The sequence below is a fragment of the Caballeronia sp. 11_S32 genome, assembly GCF_056930355.1.
Genome location: NZ_JBXOWH010000001.1, coordinates 307776 through 332757, shown reverse-complemented (window position 1 = coordinate 332757; position 24982 = coordinate 307776). Strand labels below are relative to the sequence as shown.

At 65.9% G+C, this 24982-nt stretch carries 11 protein-coding genes; 1 reads left to right on the top strand and 10 read right to left on the bottom strand.

Translation table 11 applies throughout. The features are described from left to right. Nucleotides 1-22: 22 nt before the first annotated feature. Genes AC1Z32_RS01565 through AC1Z32_RS01555 form a run of 3 tightly spaced genes read right to left on the bottom strand, consistent with a single transcriptional unit; the run spans nucleotide 23 to nucleotide 15943 of the window. Nucleotides 23-1384: a lysine N(6)-hydroxylase/L-ornithine N(5)-oxygenase family protein gene (locus AC1Z32_RS01565; RefSeq protein WP_483476956.1), complete on the bottom strand. Its 1362-nt coding sequence runs from the start codon at nucleotides 1382-1384 to the stop codon at nucleotides 23-25. A gap of 14 nt (nucleotides 1385-1398) precedes the next feature. Continuing rightward, nucleotides 1399-6369, bottom strand: a complete 4971-nt coding sequence (locus AC1Z32_RS01560; protein ID WP_483476955.1) for an amino acid adenylation domain-containing protein — start codon at nucleotides 6367-6369, stop codon at nucleotides 1399-1401. Between the two features lie 37 nt (nucleotides 6370-6406). After that, entirely contained in the window at nucleotides 6407-15943 is a 9537-nt protein-coding gene (locus AC1Z32_RS01555) for an amino acid adenylation domain-containing protein (protein ID WP_483476954.1), read from the bottom strand. 208 nt (nucleotides 15944-16151) lie between these two features. Between AC1Z32_RS01555 and AC1Z32_RS01550 the strand changes: the two genes are divergently transcribed. Next, the gene (locus tag AC1Z32_RS01550; protein WP_483476953.1) at nucleotides 16152-17894 is read left to right on the top strand and encodes a cyclic peptide export ABC transporter; all 1743 of its coding nucleotides are present in this window, start codon (nucleotides 16152-16154) and stop codon (nucleotides 17892-17894) included. A 49-nt stretch (nucleotides 17895-17943) separates the two neighbouring features. On the opposite strand, the gene AC1Z32_RS01545 is transcribed toward AC1Z32_RS01550, so the two are convergent. The 7 genes from AC1Z32_RS01545 to AC1Z32_RS01515 all read right to left on the bottom strand — a co-directional run bounded on the left by AC1Z32_RS01545 (nucleotide 17944) and on the right by AC1Z32_RS01515 (nucleotide 24712). Further along, nucleotides 17944-18936: an ABC transporter substrate-binding protein gene (locus AC1Z32_RS01545; RefSeq protein ID WP_483476952.1), complete on the bottom strand. Its 993-nt coding sequence runs from the start codon at nucleotides 18934-18936 to the stop codon at nucleotides 17944-17946. Next, nucleotides 18933-19700 (bottom strand): siderophore-iron reductase FhuF, encoded by a 768-nt coding sequence (fhuF, locus tag AC1Z32_RS01540; RefSeq protein ID WP_483476951.1) that lies wholly within the window; start codon nucleotides 19698-19700, stop codon nucleotides 18933-18935. Before fhuF ends, AC1Z32_RS01545 begins: the two co-directional genes overlap by 4 nt. After that, nucleotides 19697-21787: a Fe(3+)-hydroxamate ABC transporter permease FhuB gene (fhuB, locus tag AC1Z32_RS01535; RefSeq protein WP_483476950.1), complete on the bottom strand. Its 2091-nt coding sequence runs from the start codon at nucleotides 21785-21787 to the stop codon at nucleotides 19697-19699. Before fhuB ends, fhuF begins: the two co-directional genes overlap by 4 nt. A gap of 94 nt (nucleotides 21788-21881) precedes the next feature. Further along, nucleotides 21882-22697, bottom strand: a complete 816-nt coding sequence (locus tag AC1Z32_RS01530; RefSeq protein WP_483476949.1) for an ABC transporter ATP-binding protein — start codon at nucleotides 22695-22697, stop codon at nucleotides 21882-21884. Further along, nucleotides 22694-23692 carry a TauD/TfdA family dioxygenase gene (locus AC1Z32_RS01525; RefSeq protein WP_483476948.1) on the bottom strand — a complete coding sequence of 333 codons (999 nt, stop codon included), beginning with the start codon at nucleotides 23690-23692 and terminating at the stop codon, nucleotides 22694-22696. Before AC1Z32_RS01525 ends, AC1Z32_RS01530 begins: the two co-directional genes overlap by 4 nt. Before the next feature lie 13 nt (nucleotides 23693-23705). After that, nucleotides 23706-23951, bottom strand: coding sequence for an MbtH family protein (locus AC1Z32_RS01520; RefSeq protein WP_483476947.1), 246 nt, complete (start codon nucleotides 23949-23951; stop codon nucleotides 23706-23708). Nucleotides 23952-24022: 71 nt separating this feature from the next. Then, a complete protein-coding gene (locus AC1Z32_RS01515; RefSeq protein ID WP_483476946.1) occupies nucleotides 24023-24712 on the bottom strand; it encodes an RNA polymerase factor sigma-70 in 690 nt (229 codons plus the stop codon). Between the last annotated feature and the right edge of the window lie 270 nt (nucleotides 24713-24982).

Below are 24982 nucleotides of genomic sequence, written 5' to 3'. Positions count from 1 at the left end.
CTTCGCATTCGCCGCTACTTTGTCAAAGAGCCACGGCCACGCGGCCGCTGCTCACCCCGTTTTTCTTTGTATCGGCTGCTTGCTGTGCGATGTTTTTTTGTCCCGCACCGGCAAGCGATGCGGCGATCTCATCGGAACGCACGGCAAGCACGGAAAGCAGCGTGTCGGAGAGACCGTGGCTGTTTTCGCAGCAGCCTTGCAGATAGATGCGCGCCTTGAAGCTCGACGGCGTGATGAGCCTATAATCGCGGCCCACGTTCCGCTCCGTGAGCGCATCGCCTAGATGCGGCGCGAGTCCGTCGAGCAGCGCGAGATGCGTGTCGCGCCGATAACCCGTCGCGAGCACGAGCGCATCGAAACGTTCCGCGTCCGCGTGCCCTGTGAGCATGTCGCGCATGGTCAACTCGATCTGGCCGTTGGCGCGGCGCGCGCTGTTCTCGATGTCCATATTCGCCAGCAACCGATGCCGCGTTTCATCGGAAACCTTTTGCAGATAGAGCATTTCGTAAATCTGCTCGATCAACGGACGATCGACGACCGCATAGTTCGTGTCGCGGAAGCGCTCGATCAGCGAGCGGCGCCCGTCTTCCGATTGCGCATAGACGACATCCGTGAATTCGGGGCTGAAGATCTCGTTGACGAATGGCGTGTCGTCGGCAGGCTTGAGCGCGCTCGCGCGAATCACGAGCGTCGCGTCGACGTGCGGGAAGCGGCGCGTGAGATCCGTGAACACTTCCGCCGCGCTCTGCCCCGCGCCGATCACGGCGATGCGCTTCTTGCCGTCGCGATCATCGCCCGCGACATGCTCGATAGAACTCAGATACGCCGACGAGTGAATCACGTTATGCGGCCCGAGCGACGCGAACGGTTCCGGCACGCGCGCCGTGCCGCCTACGCCGATCGAGAGCGCCTTCGTCAGGCGGCGCCATTCGCGGCCGTCCTCGTCCTGCGACACGACGCGCAGCGTGCTCACGTCGCCGCTCGTGTCGAGCATGGGCTCGATGGCCGTGACGCGCTGACCGTAATGCACGCGGTCATCGAAAGCCTGCGCGACCCAGCTCAGATAGTCGTGAAACTCGACACGCGTCGGATAGAAGTTCTTCAGATTCACGAACTCGTTCAAGCGCCCGCGCTCGAACAGATAGTTAATGAACGTGAAGCGGCTCGTCGGGTCGCGCTGGGTGACGAGATCCTTAAGGAAGGAGATCTGCATGCGGCAATCGTCGAGCAACATGTCGCGATGCCATCCGAACTCCGGCTGCCGCTCGATATAGCAATGCTTCATGTTCAATGCGCCGCGTTCTTCGGCAAGCCGCACGGCAAGCGACAGATTCGACGGCCCAAAGCCAACGCCGATCAGATCGAATACGGTTTCGTTCTTCATAGTTCCTGTGTCTCTCAGATGTCATTGGTCGATGCCGTCGACAAGCGGCGCGCGAGCGTCGCCGCGAGGCCCGCGAAGTGCGGCGTGGCGAATACGTCCTGAATGGCGATATCGAAGCCGGCCTTGCGCGCCGCATCGACGAAGCGCACGACGGCGAACGACGTTGCACCTGCTTCAAAGAGGTCATCGCGCAGCGTGGGCGCCTGGCCGTCGAAGAGCGTGCGCCAGATATGGGCAAGCGATCGTGCTTCGCTGGTCTCCTCGTTCGAAGGCTCCGGTGCCGCTATGCGCTGAACGCGTTCCAACACTGCTTCGCATGGGTCGAAGACGTCGTGCGGCGCGTGGGCGAACTGCTCGACCGTCGCGATATAGCGCTTCGCAAGTGCGTCGGCGAACGCGCCATCGACGTGTTCATTCGCATATGAAAACGCGCAGCTCACGCGGCCATCCGCATACTCGGTGACGTCCAGTTCCAGATCGAACACCACGCGATGGCGCACGTCGTCGAAGCCTTCGATCGCGAGGCCCGCCCATTCGCGCGTGGCCATCGCGGCGGGGCGAAGATAGTTGAACATCACCTGAAAGAGCGGATTGCGCGCGCCGGGACGCTCCGCGCTCAGCGCGGCTACGACATCGGCGAAGGGAACATCGGCGTGCGCGTATGCGGCGAGCGCGGCGTCGCGCACCGTGGCGAGCAGTGTCGCGGGCGTGTCGTCCTTCGTCATGCGCGTGCGCACGACAACCGCGTTGATGAAGAGGCCCAGTGCATCGCGCGCGGCATCGCCCGTCGATTCGCGTGTCGATGCGAGCACGCCGACCGGTTGATCGTGCGCGCCCGTCAGATAATGCAGCGCCGCGTTCAATGCCGCGTGCAGCAGCATCGGCAGCGTGGCGTGACATTCGAGCGCAAGCGCGCGGGCACGTTCGACGAGCGCATCGTCGAGCTCGAATGCGATGCGGCTCGCGAGCCATTGCGGATCGTCGGCGCGGCCCGCAGCGGGCGCGGGCAATGTCATCGCGGGCAAGTCGTGAAGCGTATCGCGCCAGAAGGCGAGACGCGCGCCCGTTGCGGACGACGGCAGCACCAAAGCGTTCGACGGCCGCTCCGACACCAACGCGCCCTTTTGCAGCGCGACGTAGGTTGCGCGGATATCGTCGAGCCACAGATCGATCGACGTGCCATCGGACACGATGTGATGAACGACGAGCGAGAGCACGTGATCGTCGTCGGAAAGACGGATCAGACGTGCGCGCCATAGATGTCTTGCGTTGGCGAGATCGAAGGGAGTGAGCGCGGCTTCATCGGTGATGCACTTCGCTTCATCGATACATCCCGCGACATCCGTCACCGGCAACTCGAAACGCCACATCGTGGTGATGCGTTGACCCGGCAACGCGCCTTCGCGTTCGACCAGTTGCGTGCGCAAGGCCGGATGACGCGCCGCCGCCTGAGCAAGTGCTTCGCGCAAGGCATCCGCATCGAGCGACCCGCGCAGACGCACCGCGACCGGAATGTTGTACGCGGCGCTCTGCGGCTGCGCGCGCCACAAGAACCAGAGGCCGAGTTGCGCGGCGGAAAGCGGCCACACGCCATGCTCATCGGGTTCGAATGCGGTTTGCGTGACATCCGATGCACCTTCGCAAGTATTGGCCTGCAGCACGCGCTTCGCGTATTGCGACAGCACCGGCATTTCGAACAACGCACGCACGGGCACGTCGCGTTCGAGCGTCTCCACGATGCGCATCACGACACGCACCGCCGCGAGCGAATGTCCGCCCAGCTCGAAGAAATGATCGGCTCGTCCCACCCGTTCGATGTTCAACACCTCGCGCCAAATCTTCGCGAGTGCCGCTTCGATGCCCGCCGTCGGCGCTTCATACACGCGCTCCTTCCTCGGCGGCTCGGGCAGCGCCGCGCGATCCACCTTGCTGTTCGCATTGCGCGGCAACGCATCCAGCACGACGATATGCGCAGGCACCATGTAATCGGGCAACGTGCGGCGCAGATGCGCGTCGAGCTCGGCGGAATCGGCGGCACGGCCGAGCGCGGCGCGTTCGCGTGCATCGGCCTTCAACTCGACATATGCGACGAGGGCCGCCTGCGCGCCCTTGCCGCGCACTATGGCGCACGCTTCGCGCACATCGTCATGCGCCGCGAGTTGCGCCTCGATCTCACCCAGCTCGATACGCAAGCCGCGCAGCTTCACCTGATGATCGACGCGGCCGATGAAATCGAACACGCCATCGGCGCGGCGCCGCACGAGATCGCCCGTGCGATAAAGACGCGCGCCTGGCTCGCCATACGGATCGGGCACGAAGCGCTCTGCGGTCAGCGCCGGGCGATCGAGATAGCCGCGCGCGACGCCCACGCCTTCGCCACCGAGATACAACTCCCCGATCACCCCTACAGGCAAACGATTCAGCCGCTCATCCAGCACATGCGCGGTGCGCGCGCCGACCAGCGTGCCGATCGGCAGATACGCGCAATCCGCGAGCTTCGCGGGATCGTCGCCGGGGTGGAACATCCACAGCATCGGCGTGATGACCGTCTCCGTGGGGCCATAGCCGTTGACGATGCGCGCGTTCGGAAACGCGCGTCGCATCAATGCGAAGGCTTCGCGCGATGTCGCTTCGCCGCCCACCGTGATTGATTTCAACGTAGGCGGCGCGCCGTGCACGAGCGCCCATTCCGCGAGTTGCGCCGCGCAGCCGGGTGGCACGTAGGTCATCGTGACGCCTTCCTTGTTCATGAGCCTGCACGTCAGCGCGGGCGGCCAGAGCGTGTCAGCCGTGATCGCGACAGCCGCACCCGAGATGTACTGAGAGAACCAGCCTTCGTGCGCGCCGTCGAAGTTGACCGACTGGAACAGCATGAAGGTGTCCTGCTCGGTCGCACCATAACGCTCGGCGATCGCAACGCAATGGCGCGCGAACGAACCGTGATCGACGATCACGCCCTTCGGCTTGCCAGTCGAGCCCGATGTATAGATCGCATAAGCCGCTTGTTCGGCGGCGACATCGGGCAACGCGATTCGCGAGGTTTCATCGTCGGCGTAGAGGGTTTCATCGTCGAGAAGCAGGATGCTCGCGTTGGCAGGCACGGGCAGCGCATCCAGGCTCGCGCGCTCGGTCACGATGTGCTCGATATGCGCATCGTCGAGAATTTGCGCGAGACGTTCGCGCGGATGACTCGGATCGAGCGGCACGAACGCGCCGCCCGACTTCAGCACCGCGATCAAACCGACGAGCAGATCGACCGAACGGCTCAACGCCACGCCGACGCGCATCTCCGCACGCACACCCATGCCGATCAAGCGTTGTGCGATGCGCGTCGCGCGGGCATCGACTTCGGCGCGCGTGAACGCGCGTTGCATATCGGCGACGCCGCGTGCGCCGGGTCTTGCACGCGCATGACGCGCAATGAGTTCGTGCACGGCGACGAATTCCGGTGCACGTTCAGTCGCATTGCGATTCCATGCGTCGAGCTGCGCGCGCTCGTCGTGCGGCAGCCATTGCACATCGCCCACGAGCGTTTGTGGTGCGTCGAGCACGTTGCGCAACAGTTCGATGAACCGGCGTGCGAGCCGCTCGATGGCATCGGCCTCGAAGAGGTCGAGCGCATAGATGAACGCGGCCGCGAGCGACCCGTCCGCACGCTCCTCGAAGCTCGCGGTCAGATCGAACTTCGCGAAAGGCGTGCCGGACGGCAATTCGGTCGCGCGCACATCGGCGAAAGCGGGCAACGCACGGCGCGCGCCGTATGCCGCCATCACCTGAAAGAGCGGATGATGACTCGCGCTGCGAACGACGCCGAGCGCTTCGACCACTTGCTCGAAGGGCACGTCCTGATGCGATTGCGCATCGACGAGCGCGCGTTGCGCCGCATCGACGAGTGTGGCGAACGGCCACGTCGCATCCACCCGCGTAGCGAGCGTCAGCGTATTGACGAAGAAGCCTATGAGTCCCGCCGTCTCCGGGCGCTCGCGGTTTGCCGCAGGCACGCCGATCTGGATATGCGCCTCGCCCGATGCACGCGCGAAGAGTGCATCGAGCGCGGCGAGCAGCACGGCAAAAGGCGTCGCACGGCATTCGTTCGCGAAGGCGCGCAGGCGCGCGGCAAGCGCCGCATCGAGCGCGAACACATGACGCGCACCGCGCGCGCTGCGCTCGCCGGGACGCGGCCCCGCATCGGGCAACATCAGCACGTCGCGCGATGGGTCGAGCCGCGCGCGCCAGAAATCGAGTTGCCGATCGCGCTCGCCCGCATCGAGCCAACGTCGCTGCCAGAGCGCGTAATCCGCGTATTGAATCGGCAATGGCGCGACGGACACGGCTTCGCCCTTCGCATATGCGCGATAGAACGATGCGAGCTCGGCCAGCGCGACATCGGCGGACCACCCATCGGACACGACGTGATGCGTCGTCAGCGAAAGCCAGTGCGTGTTCGCATCGAGCCTGATGAGATGCGCGCGCACGAGCGGCGCGTGCGCGAGATCGAAGGGGCGCGATTCATCGGCGAGCGCGAGCGCGGCGGCGCGCGTTTCGCGTTCGTCGACCGGAACGTGCGTGAGATCCACCGACTGCCACGGACAACGCATCGGCGCATGCACGGTCTGCAGCACGCCATCCGCGCCTTCCGCGAAGGTCGTGCGCAAGGCTTCGTGGCGCGCGATCAATGCATCGAACGAAAGGCGTAGCGCGTTTGCATCGAGCGCGCCATCGAGTTGCAGGCGCTCGGTAATGTGATATGCAGCGGGCTCGTCGATCATGCGCGCATGCAGCCACAGGCGCGTCTGCGCGAACGATGCGGGCACGCCGGCCTCCGATGCATCGCGTGCATCGCCTCGCGGACGCGGCGGTATCGGCAGCATGCGAAAGTCGATGCCGACATCGGCGAGCCGTGCGACGAACACCTTGCGCTGCACATCGGGCAACTGCGCGAAGCGCGTCGCGAGCGAGAGCAGATCGGGTTGTGCCTTCGTCATGCGTGTCCTCTTTGTATTGCGTATTTCATTGCGTGCCTCATTGCGTCTCCAGTTCATCGAGCAAGGCGTCGATGGCGCTCGCCGCGTTTTGCGCGCCGCCTTCGGCATTGCGTCGAGCAAGCGCCGCGTCGATCGCGGCAGCGCAGCGCGCGAGCGTGCGTTCGTCGAAGAGCGTGCGCAGCGGCAGCGTGATCGACCAATGCAGATTGGCTTGCGCGTTGGCTTGCGTTGCGAGCAGCGAATGTCCGCCCAGTGCAAAGAAGTCGTCATCGCGGCTGATGCCTTCGATATGCAGCACGCGTTGCCAGATTGCGGCGAGCTCGCGCTCGGTCTGCGTTTGCGGTGCCTCGATCGTCTTTTGCCTGCGCATCGGCGCGGGCAGCGCATTGCGGTCGCACTTGCCGTTCGGCGTGACGGGCAGCACGTCGAGCGCGACCACTTGGGCGGGCACCATGTAGACGGGTAGTTGCATTTGCAACGACTTCAGCACGGCGGCTTCATCGAACGTATCGGGCGCGGCGCACGCGATGTAGCCGATCAACTGCTCGTCGCGCACGATCACGACCGCGTCGCGCACATTCGGCTCCGCGCGCAGCAGCGCTTCGATCTCGCCCGGTTCGATGCGCTGTCCGCGCAGCTTCACTTGCGTATCGATGCGGCCGAGATAGTCGAGCGCGCCGTCATCGCGGCGACGCGCGAGATCGCCGGTGCGATAGAGCCTCGCGCCCGGGACGAGCGGATCGGGCACGAAGCGCTCGGCGGTCAGCGCGGCGCGACCGAGATAACCTCGTGCGAGTCCCGCGCCGCCCAGATACAGCTCGCCGAGGCCGCCAATGGGCACGGGATGCAACGCGGCATCGAGCACATGCAGTTGCAGGTTCGCGATCGGATAGCCGATGGGCACCGAAGGCGCGTCGATATCGCCTGCCCCGCAAGTCCAGTGCGATACGTCGATGGCCGCTTCGGTCGGGCCGTAAAGGTTGTAGAGCCGCACATTGGGCAAGAGCCTTGCGACACGCGCGACCAGCTCGGGCGCGAGCGCCTCGCCACTCGCGATGATTCGTTCGACGCTCGCGCAGCGCGCTGCCCCGCCGAATTCATCGAGATGTGCAAGGAACGCCGCAAGCATCGACGGCACGAAATGCAGCGTGCTCACGCGATGCGCTTCGATCGTGGCAACGAGCCGCGCCGGATCGCGATGATCGCCAGGCGCCGCGATGGCGAGCTTTGCGCCCGTCGCGAGCGGCCAGACGAATTCCCATACCGATACATCGAAGCCGAAAGGCGTCTTGTGAAGCACGACGTCGTCGCGGGTCAGGCGATAGGCGTCCTGCATCCACGCGATGCGGTTCGCCAGCGCGCCGTGCGTGTTGCCCGCGCCCTTGGGCTTGCCCGTGGAGCCTGACGTGTAGATGAGATAGGCGAGCTGCGCGTCGGCGACATCGACGTGTGTTGCGAGCGTCGCATCGCTTTGCATGAGCGCACCGATATCGAAAACACGCGCAGTCGACGCGACCGCCTCGACACGTTCGCGCAGATGCGCTTGCGTGAGCACGATGGCGGGCTTCGCATCGTCGAGCAGATACGCGATGCGTTCCGCCGGATAATCCGGATCGACAGGCAGATAGGCCGCACCCGCCTTCAACACGCCGAACAGCGCGACGACCATCTCGAACGAACGCTCCACGCACAGCGCAACTGCCGTGTCCGGTGCGACGCCCGCGGCGACTAGCGCAGCGGCGATGCGATCCGCGCGTTCGTTCAGTTCCGCATATGTCATGCGATTCGACGTGCCATTGCCGCCATTCATTTCGAGCGCGATGGCATCGGGCACGGCCTTCGCCATGTGTTCGAATTGCCGATGCAGCGGCGCGCTTTGCGCATCGCTCCATGCGCGCGCGGTAGTGTTGAAGCGAGCGGTGTCATCGGCGATCGATATCGCACCCAACGGGGCATCCGCATTCGCGGCGAATGCATCGAGACACGCGGACAACGTGCGATGCAGCGCAGCCACACGCGATTCATCGAGACGCGCCGCGTCGTATCCGTAATCGATGACGATCGATTCGCCCGCCTCCACCACCAGCGTCAATGCGAAGTCCGTCGCTTCGATGTTGCGCACATCGCGCATGCTCAGCGCGCGCGCATCGCGGCCAGCCCATGCTTCGTCGACGGGATAGTTTTCGAACACGACGAGCGTATCGAAAAGCTCGCCGCCACCTTGCCCCGCCCAGCGTTGAATCTCCGCGAGCGGCGTATGTGCATGCTCGTTCGCCGCGGCGTTATCGGCCTGCAGTTCGCGCAGCCATGCCGATACGGCGCGCTGCGGCAGCGGCGCCGTGATGACCGGGATCGTGTTGATGAAGAGACCCAACACGTCGTCGATGCCGGCAAGCGCGTCGGGACGCCCCGCCACCGTCGCGCCGAACGCAACGCTCGTGCGATGCGTCATGCGTTGCAGCGCGAGCGCCCACGCGCCTTGAACGAGCGTGTTGAGCGTCACGCGAAGACGGCGCGCGGTATGGGTGAGGCGCGCGGTCGTTGCGGCATCGAGTGTCGCGCGCCACGTGCGGTGATCAGCGAGCGAAGGTTGAGCGCTCGCCTCGCGTTGCGCGATGCGCGTCGGTTCGTCGAGGCGTGCGAGCCGTTCGAGCCAGAACGCTTCGTCCGCTTGCGCGTTGCGCGCTGCGAGCCACGCGATGAAATCGCGATAACGCGTCTTCGCCGGTGTCGCGAACGGCTGCGCGCGCGGCGGCTCGATGTAATCGCGCAGCACGTCCGCGAACATGCGCGCGGTGCTCCATCCATCGAGCAGCAGATGATGACGTGTCCACACAATGCGCCATTCGTCGTCCGTCAATCGAATCAGCGTGAGGCGCATCAATGGCGGCGATGCGAGATCGAAGCCGCGTGCGCGGTCATCGGCGAGCCATGTTTCGAACGAAGCCAACGCGTCATTGCGACCGCGCCAGTCGAGCACGTCGAACGGGATGCGCGCCTGGCGATGCACGATCTGCATCGGCGTGGCTTCATCGGGCGTGAAGCCGGTTCGCAGAATATCGTGACGCGGCACGGCTGCTTCGAACGCCGCGCGCAACCGGTCGATATCGGGCGCGATCAGCGTTGCCGCGAGTTGATTCACATAGGTCGATTGCTCCGGCGCGAACAGCGAATGGAACAGGATGCCCTTCTGCATCGGCGTGAGCGGATAGATATCGGCGACAGCGCGCATATCGAACGGCACACGATCGAGGGCCGCTTGCGTCAGGCCGCCATCGCGTGCAAGCGGGAAGTCGCCCGGCGTCGCGCCCGCGCCCTTCTGTTCGATGCGCGCGGCACATGCCTTGACGATATCGCCGAGTGCATGCTCGAAACGCTGAACGAGCGCCTCGATCGTCGCGCGCTCGAACTGCGTCGAGCCATAGACCCAATGCAGCTTGAGCCTGCGTTCGTCGCTGTCGTCGACATAGGCGTGAATCGCGAGCGCGTTGCCGAGCGGGCCTGCCGGATCGCGCTCGCTGCCCGCGCCGCCGAAGCGCGGCGAAAACGCGGCGTCGCGCGTGCCGTGCGAATCGAACTGCCCGAGATAATTGAAGGTCACGCGCGGACGAGGCAGCGCTTCGAGCGCGACGCGCGTTGCATCGTCGCCGTAATGGCGCAGCGCGCCGAAGCCGAGACCCTTGTGCGGAACGGCGCGCAACGTATCTTTCGTCGCGGCGAGCGTCTCTATCGCCGATGCTTTCACAGGCAGCGACACCGGATAGTGGCTCGTCAGCCAGCCGAGCGTGCGGCTTGCGTCGATATCGTCGAAGAGGGGCTCGCGGCCATGCCCTTCCAGTTCGATGCGGCACGTCGCGCCTATTGCATGCGCGAGCGCCGCGATCAACAGCTCGACCGTCTGCGTGCGATACGCGGCGTTCGCTTCGGTGAGCACGGCATCGAGCGTCTGTTCGATGACCATTGCATCGGCGTTCGTGGCCTTCGCGTGCGGATGATCGAGACGCAGGTCATCGCCCGATGCGGCTATCGTGGTCCAGTATGTCGCTTCGCCGGTGAATGGTGAATGCGGATCGCGTGCGGCGTTGGCAAGACGCGCGGCCCACTGCGCCGCGCTCGCGCCCGTTCGCGTCAGGCTCGCGATGCCACGCGTTTCAGCCGCGCGATAGGCGCTCTGCAAATCATCGAGCAGGATGCGCCACGACACGCCATCGACGATCAAGTGATGAATCGCCAGATAGAGCTTCGTGCGTCCGTCCGGCAGCGATGCGGCAAGCGCACATACGAGCGGGCCGCGCGAGATATCCAGCGTTCGTTGAATCGCATCGAAGTGTGCGAGCGCATCGGCTTCATCGCTGGCTGCGACGGCTGCGAGCGGCAGCGTTTCGAATGCCTTCTGCGCGTGCACGATGCGCCATGCATTCGCGGCGCCATCATGCTCGAAGCGTTGCCGGAAGATCTCGTGATGCGTGAGCAGCGCATCGAAGGCCCGCGCGAAGGTATCGAGATCGAACGGCGCGCGCGTATCGAATTCAATCGATTGATTCCAGTGACCGCGCTGCGGAATATCGAGCGCGAAGAAGCGCAGTTGCGCGGGCGTCAGCACCGAAGCTCGTTCCGTTTGCTTCGCCACGACTGCGGGCGCTTTCGCTTCGGTCGTCTCTATCCTCGTGGCGACGCGCCCGAGTTGCGCGACCGTCGCGTTGTCGAAAACCTGCTTCGGTGTCGCGCGCAGCCCGCGCTTGCGCAGACGCGCGATCACCTGCAGCACGAGAATCGAATCGCCGCCGAGTTCGAAGAAGTTATCGTCCCGGCCGACATGCTTCGCCTTCAACACGTCCTGCCACACTGATGCAATCGCTTCCTCGACGTCGCCTTGTGGCTCATCGCTCGTGGCGGCGGTTTCGGCCGGCTTCATCGCGATATCGCGCAGCGCGGCGCGATCGATCTTGCCGTTCGCCGTCACCGGCAAGGCATCGAGCAGGACGATCGTCGCGGGCACCATGTAGTCCGGCAAGCACGCGGCCAGTGCATCGCGCAGCGTGGCTTCGTTGCTTCCAGAACCGGTCACGAAGGACGCGAGCTGAAAGCGGCCATCGCGATCGATCGGCAGCGTTTCCGCCTGGACGACACCATCGATCGCGCACAGCGCCGCGCTCACTTCACCCGGCTCCACGCGATAGCCGCGAATCTTGACCTGATCGTCGAGCCGCCCGAGAAACGCGATACGTCCATCGGCAAGAAGACGCACGCGATCGCCCGTGCGATAAAGCCGTTCGCCGCGCGCGAAGGGATGCGGCACGAAACGCTCCCCTGTCGCGGCCGCACGGCCAAGATACCCACGCGCAACGCCAGCGCCGCCGAGATACAACTCGCCAGTCCCGCCCGGTGGCACGCATGCGCCGGCCGGATCGAAGACATAAGCGTGAGCGTTCGGCAACGGGCGTCCGAGCGGCGCGCCATGCGAGCGGCGTTCATCGTCATTGAAGTCGGATACCTCGCACGCGAGCGCGCCGACTGTCGCTTCGGTCGGGCCATAGTGATTGATCACGCGGCACGCGGGCTTCAATCTCTTCACGCGATCGAGGAGCGTCCAGGGCAGCAACTCGCCGCCCGTCACGAGCGCATGCGAAGGCAATACATCGGCGGGATGCTCGGCTTCGAGCAACGCATGCAGATGACTCGGCACGATCTTCAATACGCCAACATCGCGTGTGCGCATCTCGGCGGCGAAGCGGTCGGGATCGAACGCGCACTGTGCGGGCAGCAGATGCAGCGTGCGTCCCGAGCACAGCGCGCCGAAGAGCGTCGTGTGACCGAGATCGGCGGCGACGGTCGAGACCATCGCCATCGATGCGCCGGGCGCGAACGCGAGTTCGTCGAGCATGCCTTGCACGTAATCGGCGAGCGCGTGATGAGGTACCGCGACGCCCTTCGGCGTCCCCGTCGAACCGGACGTGAAGATGACGTATGCGGTCTGTTCCGACGCGGGCTGCACGCGTTGCGCCGCGGCGTTCGCAAGCGATGCGTCATGCGCGAGGGTATCGGCATCGAGCAATCTCGCGTTGCCGAGTGCTCGCGGCGCGTTATCGTCCTTCATTGCGACGAGCGCGAGACGTGCGCCGCACGCTTCGATCGCGGCGTCGAGGCGCGCTTGCGGCATCGCGGGATCGAGCGGCACCGCATAGGCACCCGACCTCATCGCGCCGATCAACGCGACGACGAAGCGCGCCGAGCGTTCGATGCAGACGGCAACCGCCTGCTCCGCCCGCGCGCCTTGCTGACGCAACGCGAGCGCGATGCGGTTCGATGCATCGTCGAGCTCGGCGAAGCTGAGTTGCGTGTGCGCATCGGCCAGCGCGATGCCATGCGGCATGGCGCTCGCATGCTGCGCGATCAGCGCAAGGACATCGTTGGCGTCGAAAGTGAGCGCGCGGCCTCGTTGCCCTTCGCGGTGTGCCGTGCAATTCAACGATGCGATCGGGCGCGACGGATCGCGCACCGCATCGGCGACGAGCGTTGCGAAGCTCGCCAGCCATGCGCGTGCCGTTGCGTCATCGATGCAATCGAGCGCATGTGCCGCGACGAGTTCGATGCCGCGCGCATCGTCGGTGAAATCGAGCGCGAAATCGAAGCGCGCCGCGAGGTCCGGACCGGGCGTCGCGATCGCCGATGCGTCCGGCAACGTCGCCTTCAGTTCCGCATCGAATTGCTGCGCGAATTTCACCCGCAACCATTCGTCACCACGCGCGACGGGCGGCTTTACCGCGTCGAGCACGCGATCGAAGGGCACGTCCTGATGCGCGAATGCAGCGAGCGCATCGGCGCGCACATCATCGAGCAATGCGGAAAAGGTTCGATCAGCATCGACGCGCGCGCGCAATGCCAGTGTGTTGAGGCACAAGCCGATGAGCGATGCCGTCTCAGGCCGCTGCCGATGCGCGACCGGCGCCGCGATCACGAAATCGTTTGCGCCGGTCAGTCGATGCAGCCACGCATGGAATGCGGCCAGCAGCACGACGAACGGCGACGCGTGCGCACTGCGCGCAAATTGGCGCAATGCGTGCGATGTGTCGACAGACAAGCGCAACGACACGCGTCCACCGCGATGATCCCGTTCAGCGGCACGCGCGCGGTCATAGGGAAGTGCGAGCGGCCCGGGCAACGCGCTGAGCGCCTCACGCCAGTAAGCAAGCTGACGCTCGCCCTCTGCGCCCGCGACGAGATCGCGTTGCCATTGCGCGTAGTCCGCGTACTGGATCGGCAACGCGGGCAGCGAAGGCGCGTTGCCTTGCGCATACGCCGAATACGCGTGCGCGAGTTCATCGAAGACGATGCGCGAGCTATAGCCATCCGTGATCGCGTGATGCGCCGTCAGCATCAGGCGATGGAATGTATCGTCGAAGGAGACGAGCGTCGCGCGCAACAGCGGACCGTTGGACAAATCGAACGCATCGCTTGCGTGACGTTGCGCGAGCGCGTGGGCATCGACGGATGCTTCGATAGCCACGCGTTCTATCGTCACCGGCAAAGACGCGTGAATACGCTGCATGACGATGCCGTCGTCGTTCTCCACGAGCGTCGTGCGCCACGCCTCGTGACGCTCGATCACATGATCGAGCGCGCGTTGCAGCGCGTTCGCATCGAGCGTGCCGCTGATCTCCCAATGGCCCGCGACGTGATACGCCGAACTCGCGTCGCGCGTTTGCGCGAGCACCCAGAAGCGCTGCTGCGCGAACGATGCGGGTCGATCCACATGACGCGCGTTCGCCGATGCCACGCTCTTCACGATCGACACGCCGCTCGCTTCCTTGTCGCTCGCATCGATCAATGCTGCCAGCGCTTCGAGCGATGGATCGTCGAAGATCGCGTCGAGACGCAGGTTCACGCACCAGTCGATGCGAATGGCCGCTTGCAGTTGCATCGCCGCGAGCGAATCGCCGCCGCGTTCGAAGAAACGGTCCGATCGGCCGATGGGCGCGGCATCGTCGAGAATGCGCTGCCAGGTTCGGGCGAGACGGCGCTCGGTATCGGTAGCGGGCTCGAGGTGATCCGCGCCATGCCGCGCCGATATTGAAGCCACGTGTGCCTTCAGGCTATCGCGGTCGAGCTTGCCGTTCAACGTATAAGGCAGGCGCGCAACGCGCACATAGCGATGCGGCTGCCACGCCGCGGGCAATCGTTGCGCGAGATACGTCTTCAATGCGGTCTCGTTCGCAGCTTCATCGGCGGAAACGAAGCAGGCCGTCAGTCGCGTGCGGCCGTTCGTGGAATCGGCGAGCACGGCTGCATCGTGAACCGATGGATGCGCGCGCAGGCACGCCGCGATCTCCGCGGGCTCGACACGCACGCCGCGAACCTGCACTTGATCGTCGATGCGGCCGAGATAATCGTAGGCGCCATCGGCACGTTCGCGCGCGAGATCGCCCGTGCGATAGATGCGCGACCCCGGCTCGCCCGAAGGATCGGGCACGAAGCGCTCGGCTGTCAGCGCCGCGCGTCCGTGATAACCGCGCGCTATGCACACGCCGCCGAGCAACAGCTCGCCTTCTTCGATGCGCGCGACACGCGGCCCGATCACGCGTCCGATGGGCAGCGAGGCATAGGCATCGCCATCGCTGAAATCGGGCGTGACGTGCGGCTCGACGGGCCAGAGCATCGGCGAGATGACGGCTTCGGTCGGCCCGTAACCGTTGATGAGACGCTGCGCCGCGAACACACGGCGCACACGCGCGAACGCTTCGCGTGACAGCGCCTCGCCGCCGAACGCGAGCACGCGCAGCGATGCGGGCACACCTTCGCGTTCGGCAACGGCCGCGAACTCGCGCAGATAAGCGGGCGGAAACGCCGCGACGTTCACGCCTTCGCGCTGGATCAGCGCATGCGCAGCCTCAGGCGCGAACGGCGGCGGCGCCGTGATGACGACGCGCGCGCCCACCGCGAGCGGCGCGAGCCAGCATTCGTGCGCGGCATCGAAATTGACCGACGCGAAGTGCAGCAGGCTATCGCCTTCGCCGATGCGAAGCGCCGCCGCAAGCGCATCGCAATGCGCGGCGAGCGGGCCGTGCTCGACGACGACAGCTTTGGGCGTGCCCGTCGAGCCCGACGTATAGATCATGTATGCAGCCGAGCGCGGATGCACGGGTGCTTCGTCGTCGAGAAAGTGCGAACCGTCCTCGTCATTCTGTACATCGAAGCATAGGTTGAAGCGAGCGCGCATCGCATCGTCGGCGTTTGCATCGACGATGCCGTGCGCGAGATTCGCATCGCTCACAATCCAGTCGAGACGCGCGGCGGGATGATGTGGATCGAGCGGCACGAACACGCCGCCCGCCTTCAGCACCGCAAGGAGCGCGACGAACAGTTCGCAGGAACGCTCGACGCATACGCCGACGCGCACTTCCGCGCCGACACCTGCCGCACGCAGCCGCGCCGCGAGTCGCGACGCGCGGGTATCGAGTTCGCCGCGTGTGAGACGCGTATCGTTATGGGCATCGAATGCGAGCGCGGCCGCTTCGGGTTGAAGGCGCGCGAGGGCTTTGATACGAAGATGCAGCGCGGTCGGAAAGCTCGTCATCGGCATGAAATTCCTTCGGGGTTCTGGCCGCGCCGGAAAAAGCTGCGGCATGAACGGGGCGCCGCTTGAAATGCGGCTTCACTCGGGATGACGATTCGCGCGAGAAAATTTTTACCGCTTCTCACGTGCTAAAGATTCGGCGTGCTGAAACGTCTGTATCTAGAGGCGCATTCAGCGCCATCTTCCCGACTTCAGTGATGCCTTTCCAATGACTGCTATCAACGAGCCTTTAGACTTTTCCGCCGGACAGAAGCCCGCGGCGCGCCTGATCCTCGCACTGCTCAAGCGCGCGCGCGGCGCGTTCGCGATCGCGCTCATCGCCTGCGTGATGAACGGCATCGCGAGCGTGATGCTCGTCGCGACGCTCAATCGCGCGCTGTCCGCGCCTTCATCGGCCGATGGCACGCTCGCGTGGCGCTTCGCGTTGTGCGCGGTCATCGCATTGTTCACGCGCGTCATCTCCGGCGTGCTCTTCGCGCGGCTCTCGCAGGACACGATGGCGCAATTGCGCGAGCATGTCGCGCGGCGCGTGGCGTCTGCCGAATTGCGCGATGTCGAGCGCATTGGCGCGGCGCCCGTGCAATCCGTCCTGACCGACGATGCCACCAACGTCTCGATGCTCTTCTTCGCGTTGCCCAACATCGTGATGCATGGATCTATCGTGTTCGGCTGCCTCGGCTATCTCGCGTGGCTGTCGTGGCCGGTGTGCCTGCTCGCGCTCGCGGCCATCGTCACGGGATCGCTCGGCTATCACCTCGGCGACAAGCGCGCGATTGCATCGCTCGAAGCCGCGGGGCAATCGCAGGACAAGTTGTTCGGCTATCTCGGCGCGCTCTTCGCGGGCGCGAAGGAATTGAAGCTGCATCGCGCGCGCTCGCAACAGTTCGTGGACGGACAACTCGGCGCGGCTATCGGCGAGGTGCGCGATCATCGCCGGCGTGCGTTCAGCGCGTATGCGATCGGCGTCGGCTGGATCATCTTTCTCTTCTATGGGTTCCTCGGCGCTGCGGCGTTCTGGCCTTCGCTCGGCGTGCGCGCCGATGCTGCCGCGACCGCGGGCTATGTCGTCGTGTTTCTCTTCATGCTCGTGCCGCTCGATGGCCTGCTCAACAACATCCCGACATTGAATGCGGCGCGTGTTTCGCTTGCGCGCATCGAGAAGGTGATGGCGGAGTTCGGCGGTCTGCGCGTGCCTGGGCCGCCGGTTTCATCGACGCTCGATGCAGGCTTCGAAACGCTCACGATGCGCGGCATCACGCATTCGTATTTTCATGAGCGCGACGAGCGCATGTTCCGTATCGGCCCCGTCGATCTGACGCTCAGGCCGGGCGAGCTGGTGTTCATCGTCGGCGGCAACGGCAGCGGCAAGACCACGCTTGCCAAAGTGCTGACGGGGCTTTATGAGCCGGAGTCGGGTGTTATCGAGGTCGATGGCAAGGCTATCGGCATGAGTGAGCGTGCGACTTATCGCGAGCGCTTCACGGCGGTGTTCAACGACTTCCATCTGTTCGATGCGCTGCTCGGCATCGTCGATCCGGACGATGCGTCGCGCGCGGCAGCCGATGAGCGGGCGAATGCGCTCGTCGCGAAGCTGGCGCTGGATCACAAGGTGAAGGTGGTCGACGGCGCCTTTTCCACGCGCTCGCTCTCGACCGGGCAGCGCAAGCGGCTTGCGCTGGTGGTGGCGTATCTGGAGGACCGGCCGCTTTATCTCTTCGATGAATGGGCGGCGGATCAGGATCCGGCGTTCAAGGCGGTGTTTTATGAGCAGTTGCTGCCGGAGCTGCGCGCGCGTGGGAAGACGGTGATCGTCGTTACGCACGATGACCGGTATTTTTCGATCGCGGACCGCGTGTTGAAGCTGGAGAACGGGGTGGTGGTGAGTGAGACGCGGGGCGCTGGAGTCAGGAGCGCGGTGGTGGACGTGAAGGGAAATGGGACGGTGGGGTGAAGGTGCGGCGGGGCGTGAAGCCCCGTCGTCAAGGATCGTTCGAACGGAGCTACGGAGCGGTGCGCGGCAATGCCAGCAACTTCTCCGTAATCACATCCCCGAGCCGCAACGCCGACATCGGCCCGCCGAATCCCCAGATATTCGGCTCGACGAGCGTCACGCGCCCTTCCTTCCTCGCGGGCACGAAACGCCATACGGGTGACGCGAGTTTCGTATCGATGGGCGCATCCGCGCCCGACGTGGTCACGAACAACACCGCCACGTCGGGCCGCTTCAAAAAGTCCGCCGATGTCACGTACACCGTGCCTTCGCGCGTCGGCTTCTCCGGCCACAGCTTCACGCCGAGCGCGCGCGCCACGCCCGCCGCCGTGCTGTTGCCCGTGTAAGCCCAATAGCGGTCGGGCAAGCCGAGTTCCTGCAAAAGCGCGAAGCGCGTGCCCGACAATCCCGCCTCCTTCAGACGCGCGGCATCGCGGGCCAGGCCCGCATCGAGTTTCGCATCGGCATCGCGCGCCTGCTGCTCGCGTCCCGTCATGCAGGCGATCGTGTGAAAGATGCTGCGCGTCCATTCGAGCTGCGTGCGCGCGCCGTTGCCGTTGCCGTTGCCGTTCGCGACATCCGGGCTGAACTGAAACAGCACCGTCGGCGCAATGCGATCGAGCGCCGCGAAAATCGGCGCATGCCGATAACCCACGCCGATAATCAGATCCGGCCGCGTCGATGCAATCGCTTCCAGGCTCGGCTCCTGACGCGTGCCGACCGTCGGGACGCCCTTGAAGCGCGCGCTGTCGTAACCGATCCAGCCATCGTAATACTCGGGATCGACCACGCCGACGGGCGTCATGTCGAGCGCCGCCACATCCTCCGCGAACATGAATTCGAGCACGACGATGCGCTTCGGATGCACGGGCATCGTCTTGCTGAACTGCGAAATGGTCGGGTTGCCCGCGAGCGGCGCGCATGCGTTCGTGCCGCTCGCGAGCGCGTTGCGTGCGGCGAATGCGAAGCACACGCAGGCCGCAAGCGAAAGCGCGCGCTTCATCGGATGGCGTCCTGCAACGCGAGTTCGTCGTCGCGCATCGTCAAAAGCAGCGGGCAGCTTGCGCACAGTTGCGTCTCTCCTGGAATCTCATAGCGCACGCAGCACACGCGGCGCGCGCGAAACGGGCTCGGCAACAGCGGCGAACGCGGCGTCGTGTCGCGTATCGGCGTGCGCAGCGGGTTCGCACCGTCGGGGCGAAAGAGCCATTCGGCGTCGATGTCTTCATCGCCCATATTCGACGGGCAATTCGCCAGCAAATAATCCAGCAGATTGCCCGCGTTGCTCCACAGCACGCGCGGCGCGATCTTCGTCATGCCCGCGAGCATGCCGATCACGCTATCCAGATGCGCGACGAGGCCCGCATAACGCCGCGCGGGATCGGCAGCGGGCGCGCACAATGCGCCGGCATCGAAATGAAGCGCGGCGGGCATGCCTGCTTTCAGCACGAGCCAGGTGCGTTCGGGCGACATATCGAGCGGACGCCCGAGCAGCCGCGCCGCCGCCACGCCCGCGGGCGCCGCAAGGCCGAAGTAGTACTTGCTCCATTGCGACAGCAACGCGCGCGCATGCAGTACGGCATCGCCGCCATAGAGCGCGGTCATCGCGGTGAGCAGCGCGTCGCGGTGTGCGTGCAGCGATGTCAGCGGGATGCGCAGGGCATCGTCGCCGGATGATTCGCAAGGCGTCCCCAGCCACACGTTTTGCAGATACGGCGCAAGCGCGGCCGGCGCGAACTCCGCGAAGCTGCGCGCTCGATGCGTCATCGCGGGCGGCCTCTTCGATTGTCGCGCCGCGTCTCGATGACGAGCAGCGCCAGCATATAAGGCGCGCCGATCAGCGCGGTCAGCACGCCCGCCGGAATCTCGCGCGGCGCGAGCAGCGTGCGCGCGGCGAGATCGGCGGCGGCGAGTATCAGCGCGCCCAGCAGCGCCGCGAGCCAGAGGCGCGCGCCATGCGAGCGCGCGCCGAGCATCGCCGCGAGATGCGGCGCCATCAGTCCGATGAAGCCGACCGGCCCCACCGCCGCCACCGCCGCGCACGCGGCGAGCGTCGCCACCGTCAGCACGAGCGGGCGCAGCAGCGCGATAGGAAGGCCGAGCGCGGACGCCTGATCGTCGCCGAGCGCGAGCAGATCGAGCGGACGCGCGATCGCCGCGAACACCGGCAACGCGAGCACGCACCACGGCAGGATCGTCGCGACTTCGCCCCAACTTCGCCCATACGTGCCGCCGACGAGCCACACGACGAAGCGCGCCGGCTGCACGCTTTGCTGCGTGATGAGCCATTGCGCGAGCGTCGTGCACAGCGTCCCGACGACGATGCCCGTCAACGCCACCGCGAGCGGCGCATAGCGATGCCGCCGGTTGAGCAGCAGCGTGATGGCGAGCGTGGCGCCGCCGCCGATCAATGCAGCGGCAGCGAGAAAGAGATGGCCCGCGAGCGGCCAGATCATGAGCGCGGCGAGCGTCGCGAGTCCCGCGCCCTGCGTCACGCCGAGCACTTCCGGGCCCGCGAGCGGATTGCGCACGATGCTTTGCATCAGCACGCCGCTCGCCGCGAAGAGCGCGCCCGCGAGCAATGCGCAGAGCAGGCGCGGGATACGCAGTTCGAGCAGCATGCGGGCGATGTCGTCGCGATGCGTGAGCGCATCGATCCAGCGCGCGGGGCCGAGCATCGTCGGACCGATGGATGCGCCGATCACGAGCACCGCGCATCCGCTCACAAGCAGCAACGCCGCGAGCGCGGGCCACGGCAGCGCGCACATCGCCCGAACGGCGCGCAGGCCGTGCTTCACCGATTCGCGCGCCTGGCCCGCGTGCAGCGCGCCGGACCACGCCGCGCCGCCGCGGATCATCGCGAGCATCAGCGGCGTGCCGACGAACGCGATGGCGACGCCCGTCGACAAGGTCGAATCGAAATCGAGCGCGAGGACGGCACTGTCTGTGGCAAGCACCAGCGCGCCGCCCGCCAGCGCCGAGAGCGGCACGAGCGCCGCCAGCTTCGACGACTTCGCGCCGCGCATCTGACGCAGCAGATTCGGCGCGATCAGCCCGACATACGACAGCGGCCCCGCGATCGCCACCGCGACGCTCGCGAAGCCGACGGCGGCGGTCATCGCAAAAAGGCGCGCCGCGTCGACATTGACGCCCGCGGCGGCGGCGGCATCGTCGCCGAGCGCGAGCGGATCGAGCGGACGCATCACGAACGGCAACGCGACGAGCGGCAACACGAGCCAACCGAGCGCCGACATCAATCCCGACGCGCCCGGCTGATACAGACTGCCGCTCGCCCACAGCGACGCACCGACGACCGTCTGCTCGAAGAACGCGAGCAGCAGCGTCGAGATCGCGGAGAAGAGCAGCATGCACACGCTGCCCGCGAGCACGAGCCGCAAAGGCGTAGCGCGCCAGCCGCCCGCCGCGGCCGCGACGCAGCCCGCCGCCGCGAGGCCGCACACGAACAGCAACGGCACGGACGCCGGGCCGACGAATTGCGGCACGATCATCGCCGCGAGCAGGCCGAGTTGCGCGCCGCCGGTGATGCCGAGCAGATCGGGCGCGGCGAGCGGATTGCGCGTCAACGCCTGAAAGAGCGCGCCCGCGACCGCGAGACAGCCGCCCGCGATCAGCGCCGCCGCGACGCGCGGCGCGCTCAGATCGAAGAGGAACACATGCGCGAGCTGCGCGGCATCGCTGCCCGATGGCGCATCGAGCCACGCGCGCCATTCAGGACCGAGACGCAGCGCGGCGAGCGCGAGAATCAGCGCGATCAACGCAGCGGCAATCACGCCGACACGATCCGGCGCGGCCACGCGATGCCGCGATGCCCTGGTTGTGGCGAGCATCGTCATGTTCTGCCGCGCCCCGCGATCAGATCGATGACGAAGGACACGCGCGCCCAGAAGGCATTCGCGCGATGCAGGCGGCGCCGGGTGGAAAGCGTCGTCATGCCGCGATGTCCCTTTCCCTGGCGTTGTCATACGCGGGCACGCACATCGGCGCGCCCGTCTGCGGATGCGTGACGCGCAGCATGCGCACGCCGAAGGTCTCCTGCAAATGGCGCGGATCGATGATCGCTTCGGGCGTCCCTTGCGCGACGATGCTTCCCGCGCGCATCAGCACGATCTCGTCGGAAAACGCGGCCGCCTGATTCAGGTCATGCAGCACCCAGACGATCGTCAGGCCGCGCTCGCGATTCAATCGGCGCAATTCGCGCAGTATGTCGAGCTGATGATGGATGTCGAGATACGTCGTCGGCTCGTCGAGCAGGACGATGGGCGCTTCCTGCGCGAGCGCCATCGCGATCCACGCGCGCTGACGCTCGCCGCCCGAGAGCGCGGCGACATCGCGTGCGGCGTCGTCGATGAGGCCGCTCGCGTCCAGCGCCGCGTCGATGGCCGCGTGGTCCGCGCGCGTGAGGCCGCGCATCCAGCCGCCGTGCGCGTAGCGCCCATACGCGACCAGCTCGCGCACCGTGAGGCCCGCCGGAATCTGGTTGAACTGCGCGAGCATCGTGAGCGTGCGGGCGAGCGCGCGGCGGCGCATCGACGCGATCGGCTGGCCGTTCACCGTCACTTCGCCCGAACGCGCGGGCTGCAATCCGGCGAGCGTGCGCAGCAGCGTGCTCTTGCCGCATCCGTTCGGCCCGCATAGCGCGGTGATGCGTCCCGCCGCGATATCGATGTCGAGGTTCGCCAGGACCACGTCGTCGCGATAAGCCACCGTCAATGAACGCGCGCGAAGCGCCGTGCGGTCCGTCATCGCGCCTCGCGGTAGCTCTGCGCCATCGCGACGACGACCTTGCGCGGCCCTTCGAACGGATCGCGCGCGTGCGCGGTGAGCATGTTGTCGAGCATCAGCACGTCGCCGGTGAGCCAGGGAAACACGATGCGCTCGCTGTCGAGCGCCGCACGGATCTCGGCGAGCGCATCGGCTTCGAGCGGCGCGCCGTCGCCGTAATAGACGTTGCGCGGCACGTTTTCCAGACCGACGGCATCGACGAGCGCTTCCTGCATGTCCTCGTCGAGCGTCGAGAGATGAAAGAGATTCGCCTGATTGAACCAGACGCTATCGCCCGTGCGCGGGTGGCGCGCGACCGCCTGGCAGCGCTCTTGCGTGCGCAGAAGCAGCTCGTCGTCCTCGCCGTCGCGCCAGCTGCATGCGATGCCGCGTGCCGCGCAAATGCGCTCGACCTCGCGCGGATCTTCCGTGCCGAACGCGTTCTGCCACGGCAAATCGAGTCCTTGCCCGAAGTTGCGCACGTACAGAAGCTCGCGCTTCGCGAAGCGTTCGACGAGCGCCGGATCGAGCGCGCGATACACCGCGCGGCTGTCGGCGATGGGCGTCGCGCCGCCCGAGCGCGCCGCGAGCGCGCAGTGAAACCAGATGCGCATTGGCCATTCGCGCGTGTACGACTGCTCGTTGTGCAGCGGAATCGAGCGATGCGGCGGATATTCCGTCGACGTGTACACCGCGCCCTCGACCTGGCTGCGCGGCGTCGATGCGAATTCATAGCCGATCAGCGGATCGCCGAAGGATGCGGCGAAGCGCTGGAACGTCTCGATCGAGTCGACGCGAAAGCCGGTGAAGCGCACGCCGCCCGCGCGTTCGAGCGATTCGGCGACGATCGCATGCAGCAGCGGCGCGGCGTCGGCAAGCGCGATGTCGTCGCTCGCGCGCGGCGATACGACCACCGGCAAGCCCGGCTCGATGCGCAAATCGGCTAACTGGATCGCTTTCACTGGGAGTTCGGTCATGCAATGTCCCGAATCAGTTGAGTTGCGAATTCGCCTGCGCGCTCAACGCGTCCATGTGACGGCGCAGGCTCGCGGGCCGCATATCGGTCCACACGGTTTCGATGTACGCGAGGCAATCGGCCTTCGCGCCGCGCTTGCCGGCTTCGCGCCATCCCGCGGGCACTTCGCGGAAGGTCGGCCAGATCGAGTACTGCTCTTCTTCGTTGATGACGACCGTGTAGACGAGATCGTCCGCTGCGTGGTTCTGCTGTTGCGTCATGGTGATGTGTCTCTCGGGTTCGCGGCGCTTGCAGCGCCTTCATCGAATAGACGTTCGGGGCGCGCGCTTTTTTACCGCCGCCGCGCGCGCCCGCCGACGAACGCCGGACACTCCACGTTGCGCTCGCACGCGTCGAGGCAATCGGCGCAATGCTGTTGCGCGTCGCGCACCATGAAGTGCACGAGCGTCTGCGAGACATTCAGCGCGCGCGCCGTGCTTTGCAGGGTCTCCTCGCGCAGGCGCACCATTTCGAACGCGGCGCGGCTGCGGTCGGGCAACTGCGCGAGCGCATCGCAGACGCGCCGCAGCGTGTCGCGCGCCTGCACGCTCGCTTCGGGCGTCAGTTCCTGCGAGGGCACGTCGAGGCCGTCCTCCTCGTCCGCGCGATAGATGTTTTCGAGGCTTTGCCGCCTGCACGCGTCGATCGACGCATTGCGCACCATCCGCGCGATGTAGCCCATCGGCTGACGCACGTCGTCCTGCTGCGGCAAGCCGATGAGATGGAGGAAGACATCCTGCACCACGTCCTCGGCGCGGCTCGCGCAACCCACGACGCCGCGCGCCATGTTCACGAGCATCTGCCGGTTGGCGACGGCGAGATCGAGCAGGCTCGGCGTCGCGGCACTTTTCTGCGGCGACGGCTTCGGCGTGACGTGCGTGACCGGCTCGCGCCAGTACGCATCGAGAGACCGATTTGACGGAGGCGGCGGCGAGAACGAAGTCCGTTTCGACGATGCCTGCTGAACGCGCATGTAAGCCATGAATCGTGCTCCACTTTCCCAGGAGCCGCAAAGCTAGCGTAAACGCGAATCATTCTCAACGCCGACCCTACATGACAGCAGGTCGTAAGATTTCGTCCTTTTCGTCGCATTCCGTGCGTGGATGCGGAAGCCCGGGAAGCGGACGAAATGTCAAGAACGCGTAGGGAATGAATATTTTTTATCGCGAATAAGGCCGCGATTGCATGCCTTCGGGCGGCACAACGACTAAAGTTCGCATTTTGATAACCGTTATCCGAGGTGTGGTCCGGC

What these genes read in the sequence shown, in the direction of transcription:
- AC1Z32_RS01565 (WP_483476956.1), bottom strand. Translation starts at nt 1,384, where the DNA reads ATGAAGAACGAAACCGTATTCGATCTGATCGGCGTTGGCTTTGGGCCG.
- AC1Z32_RS01560 (WP_483476955.1), bottom strand. Translation starts at nt 6,369, where the DNA reads ATGACGAAGGCACAACCCGATCTGCTCTCGCTCGCGACGCGCTTCGCG.
- AC1Z32_RS01555 (WP_483476954.1), bottom strand. Translation starts at nt 15,943, where the DNA reads ATGACGAGCTTTCCGACCGCGCTGCATCTTCGTATCAAAGCCCTCGCG.
- AC1Z32_RS01550 (WP_483476953.1), top strand. Translation starts at nt 16,152, where the DNA reads ATGACTGCTATCAACGAGCCTTTAGACTTTTCCGCCGGACAGAAGCCC.
- AC1Z32_RS01545 (WP_483476952.1), bottom strand. Translation starts at nt 18,936, where the DNA reads ATGAAGCGCGCGCTTTCGCTTGCGGCCTGCGTGTGCTTCGCATTCGCC.
- fhuF (WP_483476951.1), bottom strand. Translation starts at nt 19,700, where the DNA reads ATGACGCATCGAGCGCGCAGCTTCGCGGAGTTCGCGCCGGCCGCGCTT.
- fhuB (WP_483476950.1), bottom strand. Translation starts at nt 21,787, where the DNA reads ATGACGATGCTCGCCACAACCAGGGCATCGCGGCATCGCGTGGCCGCG.
- AC1Z32_RS01530 (WP_483476949.1), bottom strand. Translation starts at nt 22,697, where the DNA reads ATGACGGACCGCACGGCGCTTCGCGCGCGTTCATTGACGGTGGCTTAT.
- AC1Z32_RS01525 (WP_483476948.1), bottom strand. Translation starts at nt 23,692, where the DNA reads ATGACCGAACTCCCAGTGAAAGCGATCCAGTTAGCCGATTTGCGCATC.
- AC1Z32_RS01520 (WP_483476947.1), bottom strand. Translation starts at nt 23,951, where the DNA reads ATGACGCAACAGCAGAACCACGCAGCGGACGATCTCGTCTACACGGTC.
- AC1Z32_RS01515 (WP_483476946.1), bottom strand. Translation starts at nt 24,712, where the DNA reads ATGGCTTACATGCGCGTTCAGCAGGCATCGTCGAAACGGACTTCGTTC.